This window comes from Nocardia sp. CA-135398 (assembly GCF_050955845.1).
Lineage (GTDB): Bacteria > Actinomycetota > Actinomycetes > Mycobacteriales > Mycobacteriaceae > Nocardia.
Window position 1 is genome coordinate 7,424,437 of record NZ_CP192084.1, and the last position, 22,875, is coordinate 7,447,311.

Consider the following 22,875-nt stretch of genomic DNA (forward strand, 5'->3'; position numbering starts at 1 on the left):
ATCACCTAGCGTCCGCGCCCATACCGCACTGTGAGGTCCCGGCGTTCCTCTCGCGTGCGAAGGTTGGGCACCAGCCGCCACCAGGTCACACACCGCCACACCCATTCCAGCGGGCCGTAGCGGAACCAGCGCAACCAGCAGTAACTCCACACCGCCTGCACCGCGATGATTCCGGCCGCCAAGCCGAGCACCGCGCCGTAGCGATTGGAATCGGAGAGACCGAGCCACGGGTCGGCGGCCAGGACGAGTCCGGTTGCCGAGATGTAATTGGTCAGCGCCATCCGCCCCATCGGCTCGAGCACCTCCGCGAATACCTCACCCGTCTCGGTGCGCAGGAACAGCAGGAATCCGGTGAAATAGGCGAGCGCACCGAGCAATCCGGCCACCGGAGCCGCGCTGCCGGTCCACAGATCGATATACGGCGTGCGGTACTCCCATACCCCGGCGGCCACCGCCGCGGGCACGGCCAGCACGAAGACCACCGCGATCCGCCAGCCGTGATCGCGCAGGTTGTCGACGAGGCCGAAACGATCGGCCGCCAGGCCGAGCAGGAACAGACCCGGCACCAACCCGAGCCCACCGCCGATCGTGACCGGAACCCCGATCGTGGCAACCAGCCCGGCGAGCAATAACATCCAGCGCGCCAGCCCAGCGGCAGGCAGCAAAACGACCAACCCGACGATCGCATACGGCAGCAACGCCTCACCCGGCTGGAACACATGGTGAATCAGGCCGAGCACGCCGAGTGCGACGAGCCGACGCCCAAGTACCTGCCTCGGACGGTCGCTGCGCTCCGCGGCGCGATCCAGGAACAGCGAAAAGCTCAGCCCGAACAGGAACGAGAAGATCGGGAAGAACCGCCCCTCGACCAGCACGGACAGCATATGCCGCACCGGATCCACGATGCCTGCCCCGATGGTCGCGCGCATATCGGTGAGCTGCCAGATATCGACCACAAGAATCCCGCACAGCGCGAAACCACGCACCGCGTCGAGTTCGTGGATGCGCGGTCGCACACCGACAGGATTCATGCCCTTACGCTATCGAGCCTCATCCCGAATCCCGGCTCGTGACATGCACATCGGGTTCGCGGCTCAGCCCGGATCGCGACGGCCACGGCGTCGAAGACAGGTAGTCGCACCGCGAGATCGGCAACCCGCCATGCGGCGGCTCGGGATCCGGCGGCTATCGCAATTCGATCCTCCCGAATTCCCGCCGAGACAAAGACCGCGTGCCTGGTCGGTCAGGCGATGGTGAGGTCCAGGTGGCGGTGGCGGCGCACGAATATACTGGGGATCCATTGGGCCGCACCGGGATTCGACGACAGGCAGAACGACGTGCTGCGGGTCAGGAGGGTGTGCAGAGCTACACGGGCTTCCAGCCGCGCCAAACCCGCTCCGACACAGAAGTGGATGCCCTTGCCGAACGCCAGGTGATTGCGCTGAGCCGGTCGGTCGAGGCGGATTTCGCTGGGGGCGGCAAAGATTGCGGGATCGCGGTTGGCGGCGGACCACAGAAGAAGGTGGCTACCCGCGCGGAGATCCGTGCCGCCGAGGGTGGTATCGCGGACGACGTGGCGGTGGTGGGCGCGGAACGGGGACTCCAGGCGCAGGGCCTCTTCGAGGAACGTGCCGAGCAGATCGGGTTCGGCACGGAGCTGGGCCTGGAGCGCAGGAGCCGATAGTCCGCACGCGCGTGCTGGGTGCGAACACAAGCAGTCGAACTGCTATGTCCTGTCCGCCTTCTCGATGCTCATGAGCTGACCGTCCTCATCGGCGGTCTGCCCTGCTGGGAACACCAGCAATCGCATGGTTCACCAGTAGCGCCGACGGGGGGACCGGCGAGCGGTGAAGTTGGGCGGCCTGGTCTCTGTCGGCCTGGCGCGCAAGCGATTTCGCCAAGGCGCGTCGGCGGGGCGGGTGGCGTGCAGTCGTTTCTTTCGCATGGCCGGGAGGATCAGCGCATGGCCCACGGGACAATGGCCTGGACGGCGGGCCAGCCGAAGTCTTCGGTGTCCTCGTCTTCGACGAACCAGAGCCAGTTCTGCACGGCACGGACCAGGGTCCAGGCGCGGGCGCGATCCGGATCCAGCCCGGCGATCTCGACGACGGCGGCAAAGCGATCGTCGAGGGCGGATTCGGTGCGCCGGTTCCACAGCAGCGACAGCGTGGTGAATTCGAGGTCGCCCGCCAGCGCCTGCGGATCAATGACCAGCCACGGTTCGCGGGTGCCGCCGAGGACATTCTCGTAGTGCAGATCCTCATTCACCAGCAGGCGGTTCGCGCTCGGGCCGAGCTGAGCGCAGACGTCGACGGCCGCATCGAGCATCTTGCGTGGGAAAGGAGCGCCGAGGCGCTGCCAGTCCTTCGGCAACTCCTCCACCAGGCGCTCGGCCTCGGCGCGCAAGTCACGAGAAATGCCGGGCGGAGCGGGGATGGCGAGCCGACGCAGCAGGACGGAGATGATCCGAACCGCATCGTCGATGGGCTCGAGGTCCAATGACCGGGTGGGATCGAGTCGTTCCAGCAGGAGCGCGCCGTGCTCTGCATCGCTGTCGAGCAACCGCACCGCGCCATTGCCCGCCCAGGCGGTCAGGGCGACCGGTTCGTCGCGGGTCTCCGGAGTGAGATAGCCGAGTTTGAGCACGACCCGACTGCCATCCGCGCGCACGGCGGGCAGCACCAAGCCGCCATAACCATGCATGGGTGCGCCCTCGAACCGAAGCTCCCAGCGCTCGGCGTATCGAGCCGCGAGTTCGGGCAGACCGCTCAGCCAAGCCCGAGCCGCGGGCTCCATCTTGACCAGACGCTCGGCGAAGAATTCGGGGACAACGATCACCGATCGAGCATCTCAGCCGTGTCGAACGAATTTCATCGTCGGTCGGCTATGGCAGCCCGGGAAGCGGTGGCAGCGGGGGCAGGCCCGGGATGATGATGGGATTCTGCGGAGGTGGATTGGGGTGCGGATTCTCGGGGACAGGGTTGGGATTCTCGGGGACCGTGTTGGGGTTGGGATTCTCCGGGACCGGATTGGGGTTCGGATTCTGCGGGACCGGATTGGGGTTCGGATTCTCCGGGACCGGAACCGACCGAGGCACCGGATTCTGCGGCACCGGCGGCGCTTCCGCAACGCCCTGACCTTGCGGTATGCAGTTCCAAGCACCATCGGGTGACTGGCCCCATTGCGCGACGATCCCGTCGTGCGAGCAATCGTCGCCGACCTGGTGCTGATTGCGCGCCGGTTCCCGCGGCGCGCAGACCCACAGGCCATTGCGCATATCCCACTGGGCGACGATCCCTTCGTGCGAGCAATCGTCGCCGGGCTTGCGCGCCGGTTGCGCCCCGGAGGTTTTCCCGCGGTTCGACGGCGGCACGAGCGGTGGTGCGGGACGAGCGGTGCTGGCGTTGCCGCTCGACGTGGCCGATGGCGGTGCGTCGTTCTTCGCATCCTGATTCGATCGCATCAGCAGCGCGATCGAAACCACGAGTGCGAGCGCGGCGGCGATGACGGCCGCGATGACTACGCCGCGCCCGTTATCGGTTCCGCGATCACCGCCGGGTGTTGTGCCGACACCGGATTCCACCATCGCACCGCCTTCGTTCCGAGTAGGGACTACCTTCACGAAAAGCTCTGCTGGCAGGCTACCGAAGACGTGCTGGGGGAGATCAACTTTTGGCGACACGGGTTCGCGCAGGTAGTGCCCTATTTGATGCCGACGCGCACCTTGACCGCGTCATCGCCGGTTTCGTGCAGCGCCTGGCTGACCAGACTGCTGAGATCGATGCGCGGCGCACTGGCGGTGACCGCGTCGGCCAATGGCCGCAGTCCAGGAATGAGCGATTTCAGCTCCGGACCGACCTTGTCCATCCATTCGGTCACCCGCTGCAGGAACGGCACCAGGCCATCGCCCTCCAGATACATCCGCGGGCTGTTGCCGGCTGTGACCAGCCGACCGACCGCCTCGACGAGATCGTCTAGCGACTGGCCGAACCGCACCAGATCGGGCGCGCCGATCGAAGTGGCCGGTCCGGCCCATGCGATATCGCTCGCGGCCAGCTGAAAGCTATTGAGCAGTTCGGCGATCTTCGGGGCCCTGGTCATGATGGCCGCGGCGAGCAGATCGCCCGACCGTGTCAGTTCCGGCATCACCGCGGATGTGCCGGACAGCGACTTGCCGAGCGTATCCACGATCGAGCCGACCACATCGGGGTCGAGCTGATTCATGGTCTTGGTGACCAGCCGCGCCACCTCCGGAATCGATAGCGGTGGGCGGATGTCCTCGGTGTCGAGCCGCTGTCCGTCCTTCAGATACGGTCCGCCGCCGGTATTCGGCACGAACTGCACGTAGGGCTCGCCGAGCGCGGAGAGCTGTTCGATGGTGACGGTGCTGTCGGTCGGCACCTGCTGGCCCTTGTCGATGCGGAAGCCGATCTCGACGCCCGCGGCCGTATTCTGCACCGAGGTCACCTTGCCGACCGGAATGCCGGTGAGCAGAATCGGCGAGCCGACTCCGAGACTGCCCGAATTCCGTAGCACCATAGCGGCATTGGTGTAATCGGCGAACGGATCGAACCGCACCACGCCGAAGGTCAGATAGCCCGAGCCGAGGATCAGGATGGCGGCGATGCCGCCGAGCGAGGCCAGCGAACCCACCTTCATCGGACCGCTCCGATCATGCGCAATGTCTGAATGATCCGATCCAGCTGCTCGGGCTCGGATACCGTCGCGCCATCGGTCCGCACGCCGGTGATATCCACCTTCGGGCCGTGCTGCACGAACGGAATGATCTTGTCGCGCAATAGCGCGACGAGCATGGCCAGATTCGAGGGTGACCGCAGATCCAGCGGCCCGCCGGTCAGCATCGGCACGAACGCCTGCAGCATCGCGTCATTGGACCGCACCAGCGGCGCGAGCCAGGTCATCGACCTGCCGACCGGGCCGAGCACGCCGAAGATATTCGCCACTCCGGCGAACGAATTCGTCGCCGCGTTCACCTGCCGCACCGACTCGGCGCTGAGGATATTGTCCAGCTCGGGCCGAATATCGTGCAGCACTTCGGAATTGGTGAGCAGACCGTACAGCAGTGAATCCACCTGGTCGAGATTCGCGGCCAGATCCGCGGCATCGCCGCCCATCACCTTCGAGATGCGCGCGGTCTCCCGGGGATCCTGCGGCAGTACGGAATTGAACCGAGTGATGATGTCCTGTAGCTGACCGATCGCGCCGCCCTGGACGAACAAGGCCATGGCGGCCATGGTGTCCTCGAGCTCCACCGGTGGTTTGCTCCGCTCGATCGCAATGATGCCGTCGGGTCCGAGCAGCGAGCCGAAACCATCGGGCGGCGTGGTCAACGCGATATGGATATCGCCGAGCACGGTTTTCTGCCGCAGCTCCGCGATGGTCGTGGTCGGCAGCTGTACCGACTTCGCGATATCGGCGTCGACCACCACGAATCCGCCGCGACCCGCCGGCGCTTCGGCGGCCGGAACCACGGTGACCTTGTCGACCGTGCCGATCTGCGCGCCATTGGCGATCACCTTGGCCTTGGCGGGCAGGTTCAAGACATTCGCGAATTCGATCCGCACGCGATAGGTGGCGCCGGATACCGATGTGCCGGGGACCGGCACCGATGACGGATCGAAGGCACAGCCGCCCAGGGCAATTCCGGCCGCCGACACGACCGCCACGAGACGCCTTCTCATCGTCCACCTGCCAATCCGAGTACCAGCGGGACGAGTTGCACATCGACCATGCCATTCGCGGCACCCGCGCATTTACCTGGTGCCACGGAATTGACCGCGGCACAGACCTCTTCGGCGTTCTGCTGCGGAACCGCCACCCTCGGCGACGCATAGCTGATACCCGGCGCGCCATCGGAAACGACCGTGCGGAATGCCGAGGTGAGCGCGGGCGTCATGAGCACGACATCGCGCAGCGAGCCGACATCGGCGCGTAACAGCTTGATCAGCGGCACGCTCGCGTCGAGCGCGCGCATGATCGGATCACCGAACATGGTGGTGATGTCGTTGAGCATGGGCAGGATCTGGCGCAGTCCGTCGAAGAGTCGCACTGCGGGACCGAGCAATTCGGTACTCGCCTGATTCAGCGCGGGCCCGATGCGGACCAGCATCGACTGCAGATCGCCCCAATACTGGTTCACCTTCTGCGATACCGAGGCGAACGCATCGAAAATGCCTGCCAGATGGCCGATATCGGCATCGGGGGATTTCAGCGCGGAGCCGAGTTTGCGAATCAGCTCGTTGACCCGCGGTCCGGTGCCCGAGGTCGCCGCGTCCAGCGCGGCGAGGCCCTTGGCCAGCGCATTCTGATCGGCTCCATTGAGCTGATCGGACAGTGAGGACAGCGCCGTCAGCGTTTCGGTGAGGCTCTTCGGAGTGAGCGTCTTGGTGATGCACTGACCGCTGTCCCAGCGCTGCATGTTCTTACCGCTGGACAACACGGCCAGATTTCGATCGGCGACCACCGTGTCGGACACGGTGGTGGCCGAGGCATCGGCATACACCGGATGGTCGGCATCGACATCGAAATCGACCCGCACGTTCTTGCCCTGGTTCCGCACCGAAGTAACCGTGCCGACCGTGATACCGCGCATCGTCACCTGATTGCCCGGATACAGCCCGATGCTGTCGGGCATTATCGCGCAATAGGATTCGGTCCGCTGCAGCGGATCGAAGGCAATCAAATACCCAGTGAAAGCAAGCGCGGCGACAACGACGGCACCGGCGATCGACATGAACGCCTGCGAGCCGAGCACCCGATTCAGCATCAGCACGCCTTCCCTGGTAGCGGCACGCACACCGCCCGAATGGTTTCACCGGACTGATCCACCACGATCCCGCCCTCCGGAATCACCAGCCCGCCCAACTTCTGACTCAGGTCGTGTGCGGAGGAGATGATCGGCTCCAGCTGCCCGCCCATCTGCTCCAACCGCGGCAGGGCATCGGCCAATTGCCGCGCCTTCGGCTTCAAGGTGGCATCCCAGGACGGCGCCAGCGCGGCGATCCGCTGAACAACGCTGTTGAGCAAGGCGATGGATTCGCGCAGCTCGGCGCGCTTGTCGAGAAGTACGGTCTCCAGCAGATCGGCATTCTCCATCAACCTGCGCAGATCGCTCTTCGCGCCGTCGTACATGGTCACGTATTCATCGGCCACCGCAATGGCATTCGAGACCTGGGTGCGCTGGCGGTCGATGGCATCGATATAGCCGCCGACGGTGTCCAGCGTGGTGCGCAGGCTATCCGGCGCACCCTCGACCGACTTGTCGAGCGCGGCAAGATTGCGCCGCAAGGTATCACCGTCGATCTTGCCGATCGGTGCGGTGGCGTCCTGAAAGGTCTGAATCAGGCTGTAGGGCAGGCGAACTCGATCGGTCGGAATCGGCTTATCACCGAGCGGCTCGGTGCCCGCGGGGAACAGCGCGACATAGTGTCCGCCGACCACGGTGAGCATGCGCACATCCAGCGAGGTCTGGTCACCGACGAACACATCGGAGTCCACGGTGAATCGCATGACGACCTTATCCGGTTGCAACTCCAACGATTTCACGGTGCCGACGGAGATGCCGGCCAAACGGATATCGTCGCCGGACTTCACCGACTGCGCCTCGGACAGCTCCGCCGTATAGGTCGTCTTGCCGAACGGAATCACGTAAAGCGCTGCGGCGGCGCCCATTGCGATGACAACCAGCACCGCGCCGACAACGCCGAGCCGCACCTCTTTGCGCAGCCGGGCCGGTTCGTCGAGGATCGGCGTATCGCGGCCGAACCACTGTCTCACCCGTTGCATACGGCCACCTGCTGTCCGCCGATGAGCACCCGCACCGGATTCGGCAGCTCGGCATTCCCCTTGCTGCACACCGGTTTCCAGTCCGCGATGGTGCGCGGCACGGCATTGTCGATAGCGGCGAGCAGGCCGGGCAGTTTGCCGAAAACGTCGACGGCCTCCTGCGGGTCGGGGAAGAGTTTGCGGATGAGTCCATCGATATCCGCTCCGCTGTCGGCGGTCAGGCCGACGGTGGCGAGCAGCCGGTCCAGCGGTCCGAGCACCGATGGCGCGTTCATGGCGAATTCGGCGAGGCCGCCGATATTCGCCTGCAGCGCTTGGAAAATATCGGTCAGCCGGGCCAGCAGCGGAACCAGATAGTGCACCCGGCCACCCACCCGGTCGGCGAGTTCGGACATATTGCGCACCAGCGTCGCGATCACCGTCTGCCGATCGCCGACGTACTTGCTCAGCCTGCCGATGGCATCCATGGCCGGACCCAAACCCGAACCGTCGCCCTCGATCACCGCGAGCATGCTTTCGGTGAACTGGTTGACGGCCTCCGCGGACATGGTGGCCAGCACCGGTTTCAGGCCATTGAACAGGCTGGTCACATCGAAGGACGGAAGCGTCATCTCGGTGTCGACAACCGCGTTCGCGGGCAGCCGGACACCGGGATTCGGCTGCTGCTGCAGATCGATATACCGCTGTCCGGTGAGGTTCTGGTATCGGATCGCGAGGGTGCTGTTGTCGTAGATCGGCGTGGCGGTTTCGACAGTGAGATGGACCTTGGCCCTGATGCCGTCGAGCGCTATGCCCTCGACCTTGCCGACCTGCACGCCGAACATGCGCACGTCATCACCGACCTTCAGGCCATTGGCATCGGTGAACAGCGCATCGTGCGCCTCGGTATCCCCGGCCACCGGCCGTTTGATCGCCGTCAGCACCAGCGAGAGCACCACGATCATGATCGCGGCGAAAACGCCGAGCCGCCAGGCCGCACCACGCACCGTCATCGCACACCCGCCTGACCGAGCAACGGCACCGCGATACCGGGCACGCCCCGCAGATCCACGTCGAGATTCAGCACCGGACCGTCGGGCGTATCCGGCATGGCGGCTCGCAGCCGTTCGAGCAGGACCCGCAGCTCTGCCGCGGTCTGCCGCGGACGAGGGACCATCTGCGCCAACACATTCAGTATCGGCGCGAGCATGTCGGCACCCTCGGCGAAATGGCCGCCCGCGGTGGTCAGCGTGGTCCCGAGCGCGGGCAGGATGCTGCCGGTCAGCGCGGCGACACCGCGATCGTAGTGCTCGCGATCGCTCTGCAGGATCTTGATATCGCGGATCTGATCGAGGACCTCGATGGTGGCGCCCGCGAATTTGCCGCCGCCGTCGAAGGCCGGACCGAGTCTGCCGACGAGCTCGGAGGTCGGCATCCGCTGGTTGTCGGCAATGGTGCGTGCGACCGTGATCAGCGCCTGCACCAGCGGGGTGAAGGCCTGGAAGTCGGCCGAGACTTGGGCGATGACGCTGGCCAGCTGCGGGGTGAATACCGTCGCGCCGACCTGGGACAGGCTGCGCAGGATGCTGCCCATCGTCGCGTCGTAGACATCCGCCGCGCGTCCGCCGGTCAGATCGATGACCGCATCCGGTCGCAGCGGCGAACCACCGGGCCCGCGGCGCAATTCGAGTTCGCTGATACCGAACAGGTTGGCTGGCGCGTAGTCGACGCGCAGGCTGTCATCGATGCCGAAGAGCCGGGATGGGTCCAGTCGCAAGGTGATTCGCTGGGTGCCGCGCTCATCCGGCGCGATCTGCGCGACCCTGCCGACCAGCACGCCGTCGAGGCGCACCTGCGTGCCCGCGCTGAGGCCGTCACCGATCTGCTGGGTGTGCAACGCGATCCGCAGGCCCTCGTCGGCGCGCAGCTGCCGGTAGAGCGAAGTGGCAAGGGCGACAACGGCTATCAGCGCGATGATCGCCGAACCAACCGTCCGCGAACGCTTCTTATCCGCGGCTACACCGGGCATTCCGTACTTCGGCATCCGCTACCCCGTAAAACTGATCGCCGCGTTGAAGCCCCACAGCACAATGCTGAGCACCATGTCGATCGCGATAATTGCCACGAAACTCGTGCGCACCGCGCGACCCGACGCGATACCGACGCCCTCCGGCCCACCGGTGGCGAAGAAACCGTAGTAGCTGTGCACCAGGATCACCACCGTTCCGAAGATGGCGACCTTGATCACCGCGGCGATCACGTCGAAGCCGGAGACGAATTGGAAAAAGTAGTGGTCATAGACGCCAGCGGACTGGCCGTGCACCAGCGTGATGATGCCGCGACAGGCCGCGTAGCTGAGGATCAGCGCGATCAGGAAGGTCGGCACGATCGCCAACGCACCCGCGAGCACTCGGGTGGTGACCACGAACGGCACCGAACGTAGACCGAGCGCCTCGATGGCGTCGATCTCCTCGGAGATGCGCATCGAACCGATCTCCGCGGTGATCCGGCAACCCGCCTGCGCGGCGAAGCCGACCGCGGCCGCGATGGGCGCGAGTTCGCGAGTGGTGGCGTAGGCCGAGACGATCCCGGTGACCGGCCCCATCCCGAGCATGCTCAGTGTCGCGAATGATTCGACCGCGACGGAGGCACCCATAACAAGCCCGAGCACGATCATCATCGGCACCGTGCCGCCGCCCACCACGACCGAGCCGCGGCCCCAGGTCATATCGGTGATGGCGCGCATGGTCTCACCGCGATACCGCCTGAGCGTCAACGGAATCGCCGCGAGCACCTGCCACACGAATACGGCGACGAAGCCGAAACCGTCGACCGCGCCGAGCACCCGAGAGCCGCGCCGGAAATACCGCGTGACCCAGCCGAACCCCTTGGGGGCGTAGGACGAAATCGCCATCAGGCCAGCCTCGTCGGCAGGAACATGGCCGTGACCTGCGTGAGCACCAGATTCACCACGGTGATCGAGACGACCGAGAGCACCACCGCGGCATTCACCGCATCGGCGACACCGCGCGGTCCGCCCTTGGCCTCCAGTCCGCGCTGGCAGGCGATGACCACCACGAGGAAGCCGAAGATGAGCGCCTTCACCAGTGACACCCACACATCCGCGGTGGTGGTGAACGAGCCGAAGGTGGCCCAGTAGCTGCCCGGCGTGACGCCCTGGCCACCGATGGCGACGGCATATCCGGCCATGATGCCGACGAAGATGATCAGAATATTCAGCAACGGCGCGACCACCAGCATCGCCGCCATCCGTGGAATCACCAGGCGATGGATCGGACTGATGCCCATGGTGTTCAGCGCATCGATCTCTTCACGAATGGTGCGCGCGCCGAGATCTGCCGCGATCGCCGCCGCACCCGCGCCGCCGAGCAGGAAGCCGGTCGCCATCGGCGCGCCCTGCTTGATGACACCGAGTCCGCCGGTCGCGCCGAGCAGCGAATCCGCGCCGAGGGTGTGGATGAGATTGCCGACCTGGATCGAGACGATCACACCGAACGGGATCGCCATCAAGATCGCCGGGATGGTCGTGACGGTGATCAACCGCCAAGCCTGCAGCACGGCCTCGCGCCATTGGAACTGGCCGCGGGCGATATCACCGACCGCGCCGAGGACCGATTCCTGCGCGACGCCGAAGGCCCGACCGAAGGTGCGCAGCGACGAGACGACCGTGTCCGAAAAGTTCTTCCGGACAACCGAACTCGCGGATTCGCGGATCTGCAGGTCCGACGTCATAGTCCATATCCCGCGGTCGCGCCTGCGGCACGGGCTGTGTCGAATTTCATGCCGCACTCTCCGGATTCGGCGTCGATGCCAACATCCAGCAAGCTAATCGTTACGGCGAGTAACAACAAAATCGACAAGCTGTGATGCTCGCCACTTACTTGCCGTTCAACCCACTCAGCGCGGTTATTCATGGGTCCGATCACATCGGCTACGAAGTGGCGGCGCGGAGCGCAAAAGCCGAGAACAGAGCCATATGAACACCGCACCGCAGCAGCGTCGCCCGACCCGAACCACCGTCAGTACGCCGAACACGGCCGTCGCAGCGAGCAGCACCATCTGCGTCGCGCCGATTCCGAGGACCAGCGGACCGTCTAGCCAGATGGTTGCTACGGCAATCGCCGGAATGGTGCTCGCCATGGCGGAGCCGAGCGCGAGATCGAGCTGTTCCGCACCTGATCGCGCGGGCGGCACGCACGGCCGCAAGAGTTCACGCACGGCCGCAAGAGTTTCTGGCAGCGGGACGAGCAGTTTCAGTCGTCGAGATCGATCCGGACGGTCAATAAGTCGGTGCCGAGCACTCGAACAGCCGCGCTGTTGGCCTTGGGTAACGATCGCAACCGGGCGCGCGGATCATCATCCGGCAATAGCTGTGCGGTACCGGTGTACCAATGTCCGCGCAGCCGCACTCTAACCCGATTGTCGGCCTTGATATTTCGAATGTACTGCGACTTGTCGCCGAATTCGGAGACGAGCCAGAACTGCTTGCCGACCCGCCGCCCCCCGATCGGCGTAATCCGCGGCTGCCCGCTTACGCGCCCCACGGTCTCCAGCAACTGCTGCGTGGGCAATTTGCGCAGAATCGGATTCCCGAGCCGCCGCTGAAATGCCGTGACGACTCGGTGCTGAACACCACGCAAGTTCGCCATCTCCCGACGCTAGCACCCGCCGATCGCATTCGGCACTGTGCCGATACCGGCTCGACCAGTGCATTCCCCGCGTCGCCGCCGCCTTCCGCATTGGAAAGTTCAATGACGACTAAAGGTCGACATCACGGTAAGCAACGATGCACTGCAATCGGTCAGACGATCGAGTCGAGATTCGTGTACTGGACGGCGTGGCGATAAGCGACAATGTGCGGAGTGCGGACCCAGTTCACTCGCGAGCTCATCGCGTTGACCAATGACTTGACGCTCATGTGTCGGCTCGCCCACGATGCCACCGAGCGTGTCACGGCCGCGCTCGGCGACGCCGATCTCGCCGCCACCTATGAGGCCTTCGCGCTCGACGAGCAGCTACAGAAGATGTACGCCGCCTGCGAGGCCAGAACCGTGGTGCTGCTGGCACTGCAGGCGCCGGTCGCGCGCGATCTGCGGCATGTGGTCACCGCCATCCAGATCGCCGGTGAACTGTCCCGGATCGGCTCGCTGATCAACCAGGTCGCCGATCAGGTCTACAAATATCACCCGAAACCCGTTGCGCCCCAAGCCCTGATGGATATCCTCACCGCCATGGGTCGACTGGCCGCGCACCACACCGCCCTAGCGGGCGAATCGGTCGCCACCGGTCGCCAACCCGTCACGCCCGATTCCGGGATGCCCGCAATGGATCAACTCCACCGCGAACTCCACTCGGCGCTGACCGAGCGAACCACCACCGAGTCCGCCATCGATATCGCCCTTGTGGGCAATAACCTCGAACGCTCTATCGACCACACCATCCGCATCGATCGCCTGATCCGCTTCCTGGACACCGGAATTCCGCCGACAGCCCAAGTCTCCGACGCCAGCTAAGAAGTGCGGCGGGCGATGGCATAGAGGTCGCGGGCCGGACCGGCGAGGCGATGGCCCGCGGGCCAGACAGCGCGCAGGGTTCGGGCCAGATCCAGACCGGTGACGGTCGGCGAAACGAGGGTGCCGGAGGCGATTTCGGCGGCCACGGCAAGGGAGCTGAGGACGGCCGGACCGACACCGGAGGCAACTGCGGTTTTGATCGCGGTGGTGGAGGAAAGTTCCAGGACGACCGTGGGTTCCCAGCCCGGAATCGCCCGCGCGACAGCATTTTCGAACCAGGTCCGGGTGCCGGATCCGGGTTCGCGTTGGATCAGCGCGGTCCGCGCGAGTTCGGCCAGGTCGACCGAGCCACGGCGGGCCCACCGGTGTTGCGGGGCGACCACGACGACCAGCCGATCGCGGGCCACGATGTGACTCTCCAGCCCACGGAAATTCCGCGGGCTCTCGATGAAGCCGATGGCGTCCTTGCCGTCGAGCACCGCCTGCGCGACTTCGACGGAATTGCCGGACTGTAATGCGATCGCGGTATCGGGTGCGGTGGTTCGCAGGGTCATGAGCCACCCGGGGAACAGGTATTCGGCAACGGTTTGACTCGCCGCCACCCGCAGCTGCGAATCGCGTTCGGCGCGCAAGGTGTCGATGCCCGCATCCAGTTGCTGCGCCGCATCGACGACCCCGCGCGCCCATTCGGCGATCAATACCCCGGCGGGCGTGGGCCTGGAACCGAGGGTGGTGCGCTCCAGCACCGGCATGCCCACCAACTTCTCCAGATAGCGGATGCGCGAGGACGCCGAGGGCTGGCTGATGCCGTGTGCCTGCGCCGCGCGTCCGACACTGCCCAGCTCGATGACCGAAAGCAGCAGGTCGAGCGCGGCCAGATCGGGGACACGCGGCGACAGGGGCATAGAACGAGTCTATGCATGCATAGGAATGCGGTGACTACTCGCCGGCACCGACACCGACGAATCTGGACTCATGACCGCCATAGCAACCTTTCGTCCCGCAGCCCCGCGGCGTCTGCTCGGTGAGCTCGGACAGAGTGCCGCATCCCCCTCGCTGCGGCACTTCGGTCCCAACTGGTTCGCCGCCGTGATGGGCACCGGCATTGTCGCCAATGCCGCCGCCACGCTGCCGCTGCAGTTTCCAGGTCTGCGCGGCGCAGCGACGGCCGTCTGGGCGGTGGCCGCATTGTCGCTGGTGGCATTGAGCACCGCCTGGGTCGCGCACCTGGTGCGTTATCCGGAGCAGGCCCGCAGCCACAAGGATCACCCGGTCATGTCGCATTTCTACGGCGCACCGCCGATGGCACTCGTGACCGTCGGCGGAGGCACCCTGGTGCTCGGACGCCAGGTGATCGGTCTCGATGCCGCACTCACCGTCGATTGGGTGTTGTGGTCGCTCGGAACCGCGCTCGGGCTGCTGACCGCCGTCGCCATCCCCTACCGGATGTTCATCCACCATCACATCGAACCCGATGCCGCCTTCGGCGGCTGGCTGATGCCGGTAGTGCCGCCGATGGTGTCGGCGGCCATGGGCGCACTGCTGGTCCCCTATCTGCCCGAAGGCCAGTTGCGGCTCACCATGACCCTGCTGTGCCTGGCCATGTTCGGGCTGAGCCTGATCGCCGCGCTGGTCACCACCACCATGATCTGGTCACGCCTGGTGCATCACGGCATCCCGCAGTCGGGCATGGTTCCCACTGTCTGGCTCGTGCTCGGCCCGCTCGGCCAATCCGTCACCGCCGCAGGCCTGCTCGCCGATGCGGGGCCCTCGGCACTGCCCGACCTCTATGCCAAGGGGCTGGCCGTATTCTCGGTGGTCTTCGGCGTCCTCACCTGGGGCTTCGCCATGCTGTGGCTGGCGCTGGCCACCGCCGTCACGGTAAAGACCGCGCGCGCAGGCGAATTGCGGTTCAATCTGACCTGGTGGGGCTTCACCTTCCCACTCGGAACCTGCATTACCGGCAGCACCGTGCTCTACGGCCACACCGGTGCCGATATCTTCGCCGTCGCCGCCGTCGCGCTGTATGTCGGACTGGTCGGCGCCTGGGCAGTCGTCGCCGCCAAGACCATCCGCGGCGCGGTCACCGGGCCGCTGCTGCGACCGGCCTGATCCAAACTCGCCCCTGACCGATGTGCGCTTTCCGGCCAACGCGTAAATCAGTCGAGCAGCGGGAACCTTCCCGAATTCAGTAGTCCGGCGATCGCGTCCATTTTCGCCTGCGGCGCAGCGTAATCGGGGTGCAGCCGGATTACCGCGGCGGCGTCGTGCAGTCGGATCATCTGTTGCTCGGCCTCGCTGACGCTGCGGCCGCCCGCACGCACCGCATGTCGGGCGAATACCGGCCGCTTCGGATCGACGCGTCCGAGCGCCAATGCCTTGTCCACCCGACGAGAGCAGCGGCAGAACGCCTCGGGATTGGCCACCCCGCAGGTCGAATTCAGGAATGTGCCGATGCGTTTCTTGGCTCGTTCCAAGCGCTTTCGGAATGCGGATGCGGTGATTCCCAGAATCCAGGCGGCATCGGCGGAACCGAGTTCGAAAACGTCACCGAGTACGAAGGCGACCCGCTCGTCGCGGGCCAGGCACTGCAACATGGCCTGACTGCAATTCAACCGCACCTCATGGGAGAGCAGTTCGGCCTCGGGTCCGCGAAAGTCGTCGGCGGCGAGGCCGTCCGCCAGCCCGTCACGGTAGGCATCGAGGCTGAGCTGCGCCGCCTCCTGGGGCGTCTGCCGTTTCAGGTTCAGCAGATAGTTGACGCCGATCCGGTAGGCCCAGGTCAGCAGCTTGGCCTCGCCCCGCCACGTCGCGAGATTGCCGACCACTCGCAGCAGGATTTCCTGCGTCGCATCCTCGGCCTCGGCGGGTCGCCACACCATGCGCAGCGCCAGCCGATACAGCGGATCCTGGAGTTGCCGCACCACATCCGAGATAGCCGCCACCTCACCGGCAATCGCCCGATCGACCAGTTCCCGCTCCCGAGCGATGTCTGCGGTGCTGTCCGCCGTTACCTCTGGGTGCGATAGCTCGGGTTCCACCGCACAATCCTTCGGCGGTATCCGGCATTACGCAAGTCCTATGTGCGCCGCGCGGGTGGGCGGCCCGCACCCGCGCGGCGCACCTCGCTCATGCACTCGTGGTCGCGGCGGTCAACGAGTGCGCGCGCAACCATGTCGCGACCGCGGTCCCGATGGCATCTGGCTGATCCTCCGGAGCGTGATGTCCCGCCTCGCCGACCGAGACGACCTCGGCACCGGCGAATGTCTCGGCGGCCCAAGCGATCACCTCCGGCGAGCCGAGGCCGACGCCATTGTCGAGCGCCATGATGAGTTTGGGCACCTCCGGCGACTCGGCCGCCCACCTGTCGTAGTTCTCCACCAGCGCAACCACATCGGCGGGCTCACCCTCCACCGGAAATTCGCGCGTCCAGGCCAACATGGGCTTACGCGATTCCGGCGTCGGGAAGGGAGCGCGATACACATCGTGATCTTCCTGCGACAGATCGGTGATGCCCTTCGGCAGGTTGAACTCGATGAACGTATTCTCCACCAGCACCATTCGCTCCCCCTCCGCCGTCCGGAATTTGCGGAACAGTTCGGCGCCGAGCGGCGGGAGTTCGTCCCAGCGCATCGGCCGCAGGAACGTCTCGATCAATGCGATGCCCCGGATGCGCTCGGGATGCCGTGCCGCCCAGTGCATACCGAGCGCACCACCCCAGTCGTGCCCGACGATGACGACCTGGTCGAGGCCCAATGCGTCGAACCAGGCATCGAGATAGCGGGCGTGGTCGGCGAGGCGGTAGGTGCTGTCCGGCTTTCCGGACGCACCCATTCCGATCAGATCCGGTGCGAGCACCCGGGTTTGATCGGCGACGTGCGGGATCACCTTGCGCCACAGGTGCGATGAGGTCGGGTTGCCGTGCAGGAAAACCACCGGTACCGAACCGGCACCGAGGTCGGTGTAGTTGATGAACGAGTCGAGGACGTCGACGGTAGCCATGATATGGGTCCTTCCTGGATCCGGCTTTATGCCTGCACCCGGTTTCGACACATGTTTCGGCCCCGCTGTGACCGCCGCCGAATGTGATGCTCGTCACCGGCGAGGAAGGCGGCAGGACGTCCGATCTCACCGCAACCGCAGGTAAACCTAACTTCCGTATCTGAGCAGTACATGTTTCAACCACACAATGCGGCTTTCAGGAGATTCTCAGACTTAAGTAAAGCGATTGCAAAGGAATATGGAATGATCTACTGTCGCTCTACGTAAGAACAATGAAGTTCACGCAGACCGTCACGAGGAGTTACCCGCAGTACGACACGGCACGACGAGCCTTCCCTCATCAGCCTCGTGGCGCCGCGAGAACGGATCATCCGGCTTGGACAACCGGCCCGTTCATTCGGCCGCGCACGAGCTCATTCGTGACAGGACCACCCCTGGATCAGCGCCGGCACGCCGAGTCAGGGGTGGTTCCACGTCTGCCGTCGAGTCCCCTTGCCACACCGCGCGTTCTTCGACTAGCTGTGCCGAACGTCATACGCGACAATCACATACGGGACGATCAGCCGCAGGGTAGCTTGACGCCCGACAAGTTCATCGGTGCGAGGCTAGGAAGTTCGATCTTTGTGAAGTGGTTGTCGTCCCGCACCGCGCGTCGCGTACTCGCTGTCAGTGCACCCGTCGTATTGGCTGTCGTTGTCGCCGTCGGCTATTCGTTTATCGACGAGTGGACCGGCAAGACAGGCAAGGGATCCGGACCGGCGAATGTCACAACGGCATCCGGCAAGGACATCAACGATCTGCTCGGGCAGCTCGTCGATGCGCCCGAAGAGTCGATGGAAGGCTACAGTCGGGAGAAGTTCCCGCACTGGGATACCAATAAGCCGGAGCACGGCTTCGGCCCCGACTTCACCCAGTACGCCAAGTGCACCAGCCGTGACGTGATGATGCTCCGCGACGCCACCGGCTCGGTCAAACTCGACCCGAAGACCTGTGAGCTCACCGTCGGCCGCGGCGGCGGCTGGCAGGACCAGTACGGCGTATTGGATTCCAAGACTGGAAAACTCAAGCCGTACAAGTTCATCACCGACCCGGCCGGTGTCGATGCCGAACACATCGTGCCGCTGGCCGAGGCGTGGCGTTCGGGTGCGAATAAGCGCGATGAAGATACCCGCCGCCGGATCGCCAACGACTCCGTCAATCTGATCGCCTCCGATCCCTCCGCCAACAGGTCCAAGGGTGACCAGGACGCCGCGAACTATCTGCCGCCGGGAAAATTCCGGTGTGGCTATCTCGAGCACTACGTCAAGATCAAAGTAAAATATGCGCTGAACGTTGATCCCGCCGAACACACCGCACTGCGCAACGCAGTCGCCGACTGCGTCAGTCGAGGAGAGTTCAAATAAGCGACATCATCGAGATTTCCGCCAAGGCGGCCGTCATGACCGAAGAGGAAGGGACGGTCTCCGGCGAGCTCGATGTCACCGTCGATGCGACGGGTAAAGGTCTTGTCCGCTATCGCAAAACCGAGACCTGGTACACCATCGGCAATCTCGAAGCGGAGCCGCCGCGCACCTGGACCACCGTCGCCGAGTTGGCGGCCGCCATCGAAGCCACCGCCGGAACCCGCGATGCGGCAGGCAATACCGTGCCCTTCGAGGCCTGATAGGTAGACCTAGGGCATGGTGATGACGACCTTGCCGAACGGATTGTCCTCGCGGAAGTAGCGGTACGCCTCCATCGCCTGGTCGAGCGGAAACGTCCTATCGATGACCGGGCGCATGCGATGTGCGGTGATGGTGCGGTTCATCGCCTCGAAATCGTCCCGGCTGCCGACCGCGATCCGGCGGATGGCGAGATACGATCCGACGAACGGATTCTCGAATGCCTCTCCCTTCGGCAGCTGCGATGCGCCGATCATGGTGACCATCGCGTTGTACCCCGCGGACCGCACCGATTTCGACAGGGTGGGCAGCCCGACGGCCTCCACCACATGTTCGACGCCGTGGCCGTCGGTGAGTTCGAGCACCTTCTCGTCCCAGTCCGGTGTCGCATTGCGGTCGATGGTCTCGTCCGCGCCGAGCTTGTGCAGCCGCTCGGCCTTCTCCGGACCGGAGGTGATCGAAATGACCCGTGCGCCGAGCATTTTCGCGTGCTGCACGGCGAACAATGCGACGGTACCGCTGCCGACGGTCAGTACCGTCTGGTCCGGCGATACCGGTACCGGCTTGGTCAGTGCCGCCCACGCGACGACTCCCGCGCAGGTCAGCGTGGCGGCCTCGACATCGGTGAGATGTTCGGGCACATGCACCACCGAATCCTCTTCGATCACCGCATAAGTGGCGAGCATGCCGTTGTAGTTGGCGCCGTATTGTTCGGCGACCTGCGCCAGTCGCTGCGGGCCGTTGATGAAACGCACGAAGTACGACGCGGTCACCCGATCGCCGAGCGCGGCGCGAGTCACATTGTCGCCCACGGCGATAACCTCACCGACACCGTCGGACAGTGGGATGATGCCCGGCGTGGCGGGGAGCGGGTAGATACCGTCCATCAACATGAGATCCCGCCGGTTGAGCGAGGCTGCCCGCACCCTGATGACCACCTGATTCGGTCCCGGCTGCGGCAACTCCTGATCCCGGACGGTCAAACCGGCGAGGCCATGTAGTGGATCGAGGTGGTAGGCAATGGCATTCATGATCTGCTTCCTGTGGTAGGCACGAACAGCGCCTCAAAGGGCGCGTCGCCGACACCGGTGGTGATGTGGCCGCGGCCGTCGGTGTCCTCGACATGGACGAGGTCGCCGGGCCCGAATCTGCGCCGAACGCCGTCGCTCGTGGTCACTTCGATTACGCCGCGCAGCATCACCACCCATTGCCGCATCGGCGCGGGATGCGGTTCGCTGTCGAATTGCGAACTGCGCAGGTAAGTTACGGTCGCCGCCGCCGACATTCCGGCGACGGCCATTGCAGGTACGCCCGCGGCGACGGTTCGATCGGTCAGTGCGAGTTCCGCATCGACGAATCGGGAGCCGCCATCGGCGGTGCGCACGATTCGGCTGAACCGTAAGGCCTCGGTCACCGCACGCCTTCGATGAATTGGTGGTCGAAGGTGATGCGGCCGTCGGAGTCGAGGCCGATCACCTCGTAACCGCCGCCCGCGACGGAACCGTCGGCGCGCGAAACCATCGACCAGGGCAGGCCGATCAGACCGGCGGGCAGCCGGGTGGCCGCACCCACTTCGAAGAGGTACTCGCCGGGAGCCACGAACATCTCGTAAGCGCGCGACACCCGGGCCTCCATCGCGTCGTGACCGCGCACTTTCAGGGCGGGCACGGCGAAGTTCAGGTTCGCCGCCGCCTCGCGGATCTCCACCGGCGGGTCGACCAGGGTCTGGGCGCCGTCGGCTGCCCAAATCTCCTGGATCAGCTTGCGGCGGAGCTCGGGATCGGATTCGTTCCATTGGGACATGTAGCGCTCGGCGAAGGGGGTCAGGTCGTTGTCATTGCTCATGGCACCGAGTTTTGCGGGCACGGCGCTGTCGCGCGATTCCCTCCAGGGAATGACACCCGATGCTGTTCGGTGATTCCCTCCGGGGAATGGCGCGGACACCGCGGGTCGGATATCACTGAATTCATGACGACAGTGGTGGAGCCGAATCCGTTCGCTCAGCAGTTGCGGCACTGGCGCACGCAGCGCCATGTGAGCCAGCTCGACCTGGCCATTCGCGCGGACACCAGCCAGCGCTATCTGAGCTTCCTGGAGCAGGGCCGCTCGCGTCCGGGCCGCACCATGGTGGTGCGGCTGGCCGAATCGCTGGAGTTGTCGCTGCGCGAACGCAATGCCCTGCTGCTCGCCGCGGGCTATGCCCCGGTCTTCCCCGAATCCGATTTGGACACACCGGAACTGGGTCCGGTGCGGGTCGCGTTGGAGCGCATACTCGACGGGCACCTGCCCTACCCGGCCGTCGTCACCCGCCCTTACGGTGAGCTGGTCGCCGCCAATGCCGCCTTCGAACTCCTCACCGAGGGTGCAGCAATGGAACTGATCACCCCGCCGGTCAACGTTCTTCGCCTCGCCCTACACCCCGACGGTCTGGCACGACGCGTGCTGAATCTCCCCGAATGGGGCCGCCACGTCACCGAAAGCCTGCGCGGCAAGGCCCTGCGCAGCCCCGACCCCGGCCTCGACGACTTCATCGCCGAACTCGAAAGCTATCTCCCCGCCGCCAGCCCCGGCCCCGACCACCTCGGCTTCGCCGTCCCCCTCCGCCTGACCAGCCCCGACGGCGAACTCCGCCTGATCACCACCATCACCAGCTTCGCCACCGCAGTAGATATAACCCTCTCCGAACTCCACCTGGAAGCCTTCCTCCCCGCCGACGACCGAACCGCCGAATTCCTGCGCCGTCGCTCCGAACAGCGTCAAGCGAACTAGCGCTCAGCCCGTTGGCGGCGCGAACTGAGCACTGGTCGGCGACGCCGCAGCCACAGACGTCGGATCGACGCCAGTGCGGTCCACGTCAGCGGTGGTTACCAGGTGCGCGCGGCGGCTCGCAGGTGGTCGTGGACGAGGTCGATGTGAGAGCGGGAGGTGGCGCCGGGGCGACGGACCAGGAAACCGGTATTGATGGGTGGGTCGGCGGGTTCGAGTAGGGGGACCAGGGTTCCTGCGGCGAGTTCGGTGGCGCACAGGTAGCGGGGAAGGACGCTGATGCCTGCGCCTGCGGCGACGGTCGCGGTGATGGCGCGTAGGTCGGCGACGACTACTGCGGCTTCTGCGGCGAGGCGGACACCGAAGACGTGTCGCCAGTAGCGGCGGAGTATGGGGAGGTCGGCCGAATAGCTGACCAAGGGGAGACCGGTGAGCGCGGCGGGTCCGTCGGCGCGCAGCCGCGTGGTGTCGATGCGGGCGGCCAGTTCGGGTGCGGCGACCAGAACGAATTCCTCGTCGGCGAGCGGTTCGGCGACCAACGCGCGGCCGCGCGGGCGCACCGTGGACACGATGAGGTCGTAGTGTCCGGCGCGCAGCCCGGCCAGCAGTTCCTCGGAAAGTCCCGCGGTGACCGTCAGCCGCACACCGCGCTCGATCAACGGCGCGAGAGCCGGAAGTGCCTGCACCGCAAGCAATTCAGCGGGTCCGGCCAGCCGCACGGGCGGCTGCGGCACCGGTTCGGCCGGCACCGCCCGTCCCGTAATCCCACCGAGCGCATCCAACGGCCCAGCCACCCGCGCCGCCAACTCCGCGGCGGCGGCGGTCGACGCCACCCCGCGCGGCAACCGCTCGAACAGCCGATACCCCAACCGCTTCTCCAACGCCTGCAACTGCGTTGTCACCGTCGGCTGCGACAACCCCACCAACCGTGCCCCCGCCGTAATGGATCCGGCGCGATGCACCGCCAGGAACGTCCGCAGCTGATTCAGATCGAGACTGCCATCGGAATCCCTATCGCCCACCCAACAAGTGTATTTCTCTCCCGATACTTAACCAGCCGATCGCCGGTCTCCTCCGCCTCTCGCTCGAATCCCCGCCATGACCACTGGTAGAACCCGGACCTGCAA

At 65.4% G+C, this 22,875-nt stretch carries 25 protein-coding genes and 2 pseudogenes; 5 read left to right on the forward strand and 22 right to left on the reverse strand.

The features are described 5' to 3' along the window. Positions 1 to 5: 5 nt before the first annotated feature. From ACQP1T_RS32975 to ACQP1T_RS33045, 15 genes and pseudogenes are all read right to left on the reverse strand, one after another. A complete protein-coding gene (locus ACQP1T_RS32975) occupies positions 6 to 1,031 on the reverse strand; it encodes a DUF418 domain-containing protein (protein WP_433756926.1) in 1,026 nt (341 codons plus the stop codon). A 212-nt stretch (positions 1,032 to 1,243) separates the two neighbouring features. Then, a pseudogene (locus tag ACQP1T_RS32980) lies at positions 1,244 to 1,675 on the reverse strand (cytochrome P450); the annotation flags it as partial. Between the two features lie 281 nt (positions 1,676 to 1,956). Next, on the reverse strand, positions 1,957 to 2,838 hold the full coding sequence (locus ACQP1T_RS32985) for an aminoglycoside phosphotransferase family protein (protein ID WP_433756927.1): 882 nt from the start codon (positions 2,836 to 2,838) through the stop codon (positions 1,957 to 1,959). A 46-nt stretch (positions 2,839 to 2,884) separates the two neighbouring features. Then, entirely contained in the window at positions 2,885 to 3,586 is a 702-nt protein-coding gene (locus ACQP1T_RS32990) for a hypothetical protein (RefSeq protein ID WP_433756928.1), read from the reverse strand. A gap of 116 nt (positions 3,587 to 3,702) precedes the next feature. Next, positions 3,703 to 4,659 (reverse strand): MlaD family protein, encoded by a 957-nt coding sequence (locus ACQP1T_RS32995; RefSeq protein WP_433756929.1) that lies wholly within the window; start codon positions 4,657 to 4,659, stop codon positions 3,703 to 3,705. After that, positions 4,656 to 5,702 carry an MlaD family protein gene (locus tag ACQP1T_RS33000; RefSeq protein ID WP_433756930.1) on the reverse strand — a complete coding sequence of 349 codons (1,047 nt, stop codon included), beginning with the start codon at positions 5,700 to 5,702 and terminating at the stop codon, positions 4,656 to 4,658. The genes ACQP1T_RS32995 and ACQP1T_RS33000 overlap by 4 nt, the downstream gene beginning before the upstream one ends. After that, positions 5,699 to 6,787, reverse strand: coding sequence for an MlaD family protein (locus ACQP1T_RS33005; RefSeq protein ID WP_433756931.1), 1,089 nt, complete (start codon positions 6,785 to 6,787; stop codon positions 5,699 to 5,701). Before ACQP1T_RS33005 ends, ACQP1T_RS33000 begins: the two co-directional genes overlap by 4 nt. Next, positions 6,787 to 7,806 (reverse strand): MlaD family protein, encoded by a 1,020-nt coding sequence (locus ACQP1T_RS33010; protein ID WP_433756932.1) that lies wholly within the window; start codon positions 7,804 to 7,806, stop codon positions 6,787 to 6,789. Before ACQP1T_RS33010 ends, ACQP1T_RS33005 begins: the two co-directional genes overlap by 1 nt. Beyond that, the gene (locus tag ACQP1T_RS33015; RefSeq protein ID WP_433756933.1) at positions 7,794 to 8,798 is read right to left on the reverse strand and encodes an MlaD family protein; all 1,005 of its coding nucleotides are present in this window, start codon (positions 8,796 to 8,798) and stop codon (positions 7,794 to 7,796) included. Before ACQP1T_RS33015 ends, ACQP1T_RS33010 begins: the two co-directional genes overlap by 13 nt. After that, entirely contained in the window at positions 8,795 to 9,829 is a 1,035-nt protein-coding gene (locus ACQP1T_RS33020) for an MlaD family protein (RefSeq protein WP_433756934.1), read from the reverse strand. Before ACQP1T_RS33020 ends, ACQP1T_RS33015 begins: the two co-directional genes overlap by 4 nt. Positions 9,830 to 9,832: 3 nt before the next feature. Next, positions 9,833 to 10,699: an MlaE family ABC transporter permease gene (locus tag ACQP1T_RS33025; RefSeq protein WP_433756935.1), complete on the reverse strand. Its 867-nt coding sequence runs from the start codon at positions 10,697 to 10,699 to the stop codon at positions 9,833 to 9,835. Beyond that, a complete protein-coding gene (locus ACQP1T_RS33030) occupies positions 10,699 to 11,538 on the reverse strand; it encodes an ABC transporter permease (protein ID WP_433756936.1) in 840 nt (279 codons plus the stop codon). Before ACQP1T_RS33030 ends, ACQP1T_RS33025 begins: the two co-directional genes overlap by 1 nt. Continuing rightward, complete coding sequence (locus ACQP1T_RS33035; protein WP_433756937.1) at positions 11,535 to 11,720, reverse strand: hypothetical protein; 186 nt, start codon at positions 11,718 to 11,720, stop codon at positions 11,535 to 11,537. The genes ACQP1T_RS33030 and ACQP1T_RS33035 overlap by 4 nt, the downstream gene beginning before the upstream one ends. A 17-nt stretch (positions 11,721 to 11,737) precedes the next feature. Next, positions 11,738 to 12,054 (reverse strand): annotated as a pseudogene (locus ACQP1T_RS33040) (ionic transporter y4hA); the annotation flags it as partial. Positions 12,055 to 12,059: 5 nt separating this feature from the next. Continuing rightward, a complete protein-coding gene (locus ACQP1T_RS33045; protein ID WP_433756938.1) occupies positions 12,060 to 12,455 on the reverse strand; it encodes a nitroreductase/quinone reductase family protein in 396 nt (131 codons plus the stop codon). Positions 12,456 to 12,659: 204 nt separating this feature from the next. Here ACQP1T_RS33045 and ACQP1T_RS33050 point away from each other — a divergent pair, with 204 nt between their 5' ends. Continuing rightward, on the forward strand, positions 12,660 to 13,319 hold the full coding sequence (locus ACQP1T_RS33050) for a phosphate signaling complex PhoU family protein (protein ID WP_433756939.1): 660 nt from the start codon (positions 12,660 to 12,662) through the stop codon (positions 13,317 to 13,319). Here ACQP1T_RS33050 and ACQP1T_RS33055 read toward each other — a convergent pair. Next, positions 13,316 to 14,224 carry a LysR family transcriptional regulator gene (locus ACQP1T_RS33055; protein ID WP_433756940.1) on the reverse strand — a complete coding sequence of 303 codons (909 nt, stop codon included), beginning with the start codon at positions 14,222 to 14,224 and terminating at the stop codon, positions 13,316 to 13,318. The two genes, ACQP1T_RS33050 and ACQP1T_RS33055, sit on opposite strands and share 4 nt — an antisense overlap. Positions 14,225 to 14,294: 70 nt before the next feature. Here ACQP1T_RS33055 and ACQP1T_RS33060 point away from each other — a divergent pair, with 70 nt between their 5' ends. Then, complete coding sequence (locus tag ACQP1T_RS33060; RefSeq protein ID WP_433756941.1) at positions 14,295 to 15,431, forward strand: TDT family transporter; 1,137 nt, start codon at positions 14,295 to 14,297, stop codon at positions 15,429 to 15,431. A gap of 47 nt (positions 15,432 to 15,478) precedes the next feature. Here the strand turns inward: ACQP1T_RS33060 and ACQP1T_RS33065 are convergent, their stop codons facing one another. After that, positions 15,479 to 16,360, reverse strand: coding sequence for an RNA polymerase sigma factor (locus tag ACQP1T_RS33065; RefSeq protein ID WP_433756943.1), 882 nt, complete (start codon positions 16,358 to 16,360; stop codon positions 15,479 to 15,481). A gap of 88 nt (positions 16,361 to 16,448) precedes the next feature. Then, positions 16,449 to 17,321, reverse strand: coding sequence for a haloalkane dehalogenase (locus tag ACQP1T_RS33070; protein WP_433756944.1), 873 nt, complete (start codon positions 17,319 to 17,321; stop codon positions 16,449 to 16,451). 272 nt (positions 17,322 to 17,593) lie between these two features. On the opposite strand from ACQP1T_RS33070, the gene ACQP1T_RS33075 reads away from it, so the two are divergent. After that, on the forward strand, positions 17,594 to 18,724 hold the full coding sequence (locus tag ACQP1T_RS33075; RefSeq protein ID WP_433756945.1) for an HNH endonuclease family protein: 1,131 nt from the start codon (positions 17,594 to 17,596) through the stop codon (positions 18,722 to 18,724). A gap of 35 nt (positions 18,725 to 18,759) precedes the next feature. Then, a complete protein-coding gene (locus ACQP1T_RS33080; protein WP_083897694.1) occupies positions 18,760 to 18,984 on the forward strand; it encodes a hypothetical protein in 225 nt (74 codons plus the stop codon). A 9-nt stretch (positions 18,985 to 18,993) separates the two neighbouring features. Here the strand turns inward: ACQP1T_RS33080 and ACQP1T_RS33085 are convergent, their stop codons facing one another. The 3 genes from ACQP1T_RS33085 to ACQP1T_RS33095 are packed head-to-tail and all read right to left on the reverse strand — an operon-like array spanning position 18,994 to position 20,827. Further along, positions 18,994 to 20,013: a zinc-dependent alcohol dehydrogenase family protein gene (locus ACQP1T_RS33085; protein ID WP_433756946.1), complete on the reverse strand. Its 1,020-nt coding sequence runs from the start codon at positions 20,011 to 20,013 to the stop codon at positions 18,994 to 18,996. Further along, positions 20,010 to 20,396, reverse strand: a complete 387-nt coding sequence (locus tag ACQP1T_RS33090) for a cupin domain-containing protein (protein ID WP_433756947.1) — start codon at positions 20,394 to 20,396, stop codon at positions 20,010 to 20,012. The genes ACQP1T_RS33085 and ACQP1T_RS33090 overlap by 4 nt, the downstream gene beginning before the upstream one ends. Next, positions 20,393 to 20,827, reverse strand: a complete 435-nt coding sequence (locus ACQP1T_RS33095) for a hypothetical protein (protein WP_433756948.1) — start codon at positions 20,825 to 20,827, stop codon at positions 20,393 to 20,395. The genes ACQP1T_RS33090 and ACQP1T_RS33095 overlap by 4 nt, the downstream gene beginning before the upstream one ends. A 123-nt stretch (positions 20,828 to 20,950) precedes the next feature. Between ACQP1T_RS33095 and ACQP1T_RS33100 the strand changes: the two genes are divergently transcribed. Continuing rightward, positions 20,951 to 21,751, forward strand: coding sequence for a helix-turn-helix domain-containing protein (locus ACQP1T_RS33100; RefSeq protein ID WP_433756949.1), 801 nt, complete (start codon positions 20,951 to 20,953; stop codon positions 21,749 to 21,751). A 95-nt stretch (positions 21,752 to 21,846) separates the two neighbouring features. On the opposite strand, the gene ACQP1T_RS33105 is transcribed toward ACQP1T_RS33100, so the two are convergent. Continuing rightward, the gene (locus tag ACQP1T_RS33105; RefSeq protein ID WP_433756951.1) at positions 21,847 to 22,770 is read right to left on the reverse strand and encodes a LysR family transcriptional regulator; all 924 of its coding nucleotides are present in this window, start codon (positions 22,768 to 22,770) and stop codon (positions 21,847 to 21,849) included. Positions 22,771 to 22,875 lie beyond the last annotated feature (105 nt).

Excerpts from the sequence above, each read along its gene's own strand:
- ACQP1T_RS32975 (WP_433756926.1), bottom strand. The coding sequence starts at position 1,031 with ATGAATCCTGTCGGTGTGCGACCGCGCATCCACGAACTCGACGCGGTG.
- ACQP1T_RS32990 (WP_433756928.1), bottom strand. The coding sequence starts at position 3,586 with ATGGTGGAATCCGGTGTCGGCACAACACCCGGCGGTGATCGCGGAACC.
- ACQP1T_RS32995 (WP_433756929.1), bottom strand. The coding sequence starts at position 4,659 with ATGAAGGTGGGTTCGCTGGCCTCGCTCGGCGGCATCGCCGCCATCCTG.
- ACQP1T_RS33000 (WP_433756930.1), bottom strand. The coding sequence starts at position 5,702 with ATGAGAAGGCGTCTCGTGGCGGTCGTGTCGGCGGCCGGAATTGCCCTG.
- ACQP1T_RS33005 (WP_433756931.1), bottom strand. The coding sequence starts at position 6,787 with ATGCTGAATCGGGTGCTCGGCTCGCAGGCGTTCATGTCGATCGCCGGT.
- ACQP1T_RS33010 (WP_433756932.1), bottom strand. The coding sequence starts at position 7,806 with ATGCAACGGGTGAGACAGTGGTTCGGCCGCGATACGCCGATCCTCGAC.
- ACQP1T_RS33015 (WP_433756933.1), bottom strand. The coding sequence starts at position 8,798 with ATGACGGTGCGTGGTGCGGCCTGGCGGCTCGGCGTTTTCGCCGCGATC.
- ACQP1T_RS33020 (WP_433756934.1), bottom strand. The coding sequence starts at position 9,829 with ATGCCGAAGTACGGAATGCCCGGTGTAGCCGCGGATAAGAAGCGTTCG.
- ACQP1T_RS33025 (WP_433756935.1), bottom strand. The coding sequence starts at position 10,699 with ATGGCGATTTCGTCCTACGCCCCCAAGGGGTTCGGCTGGGTCACGCGG.
- ACQP1T_RS33030 (WP_433756936.1), bottom strand. The coding sequence starts at position 11,538 with ATGACGTCGGACCTGCAGATCCGCGAATCCGCGAGTTCGGTTGTCCGG.
- ACQP1T_RS33035 (WP_433756937.1), bottom strand. The coding sequence starts at position 11,720 with ATGAATAACCGCGCTGAGTGGGTTGAACGGCAAGTAAGTGGCGAGCAT.
- ACQP1T_RS33045 (WP_433756938.1), bottom strand. The coding sequence starts at position 12,455 with ATGGCGAACTTGCGTGGTGTTCAGCACCGAGTCGTCACGGCATTTCAG.
- ACQP1T_RS33050 (WP_433756939.1), top strand. The coding sequence starts at position 12,660 with ATGTGCGGAGTGCGGACCCAGTTCACTCGCGAGCTCATCGCGTTGACC.
- ACQP1T_RS33055 (WP_433756940.1), bottom strand. The coding sequence starts at position 14,224 with ATGCCCCTGTCGCCGCGTGTCCCCGATCTGGCCGCGCTCGACCTGCTG.
- ACQP1T_RS33060 (WP_433756941.1), top strand. The coding sequence starts at position 14,295 with ATGACCGCCATAGCAACCTTTCGTCCCGCAGCCCCGCGGCGTCTGCTC.
- ACQP1T_RS33070 (WP_433756944.1), bottom strand. The coding sequence starts at position 17,321 with ATGGCTACCGTCGACGTCCTCGACTCGTTCATCAACTACACCGACCTC.
- ACQP1T_RS33075 (WP_433756945.1), top strand. The coding sequence starts at position 17,594 with ATGAAGTTCACGCAGACCGTCACGAGGAGTTACCCGCAGTACGACACG.
- ACQP1T_RS33080 (WP_083897694.1), top strand. The coding sequence starts at position 18,760 with ATGACCGAAGAGGAAGGGACGGTCTCCGGCGAGCTCGATGTCACCGTC.
- ACQP1T_RS33085 (WP_433756946.1), bottom strand. The coding sequence starts at position 20,013 with ATGAATGCCATTGCCTACCACCTCGATCCACTACATGGCCTCGCCGGT.
- ACQP1T_RS33095 (WP_433756948.1), bottom strand. The coding sequence starts at position 20,827 with ATGAGCAATGACAACGACCTGACCCCCTTCGCCGAGCGCTACATGTCC.
- ACQP1T_RS33100 (WP_433756949.1), top strand. The coding sequence starts at position 20,951 with ATGACGACAGTGGTGGAGCCGAATCCGTTCGCTCAGCAGTTGCGGCAC.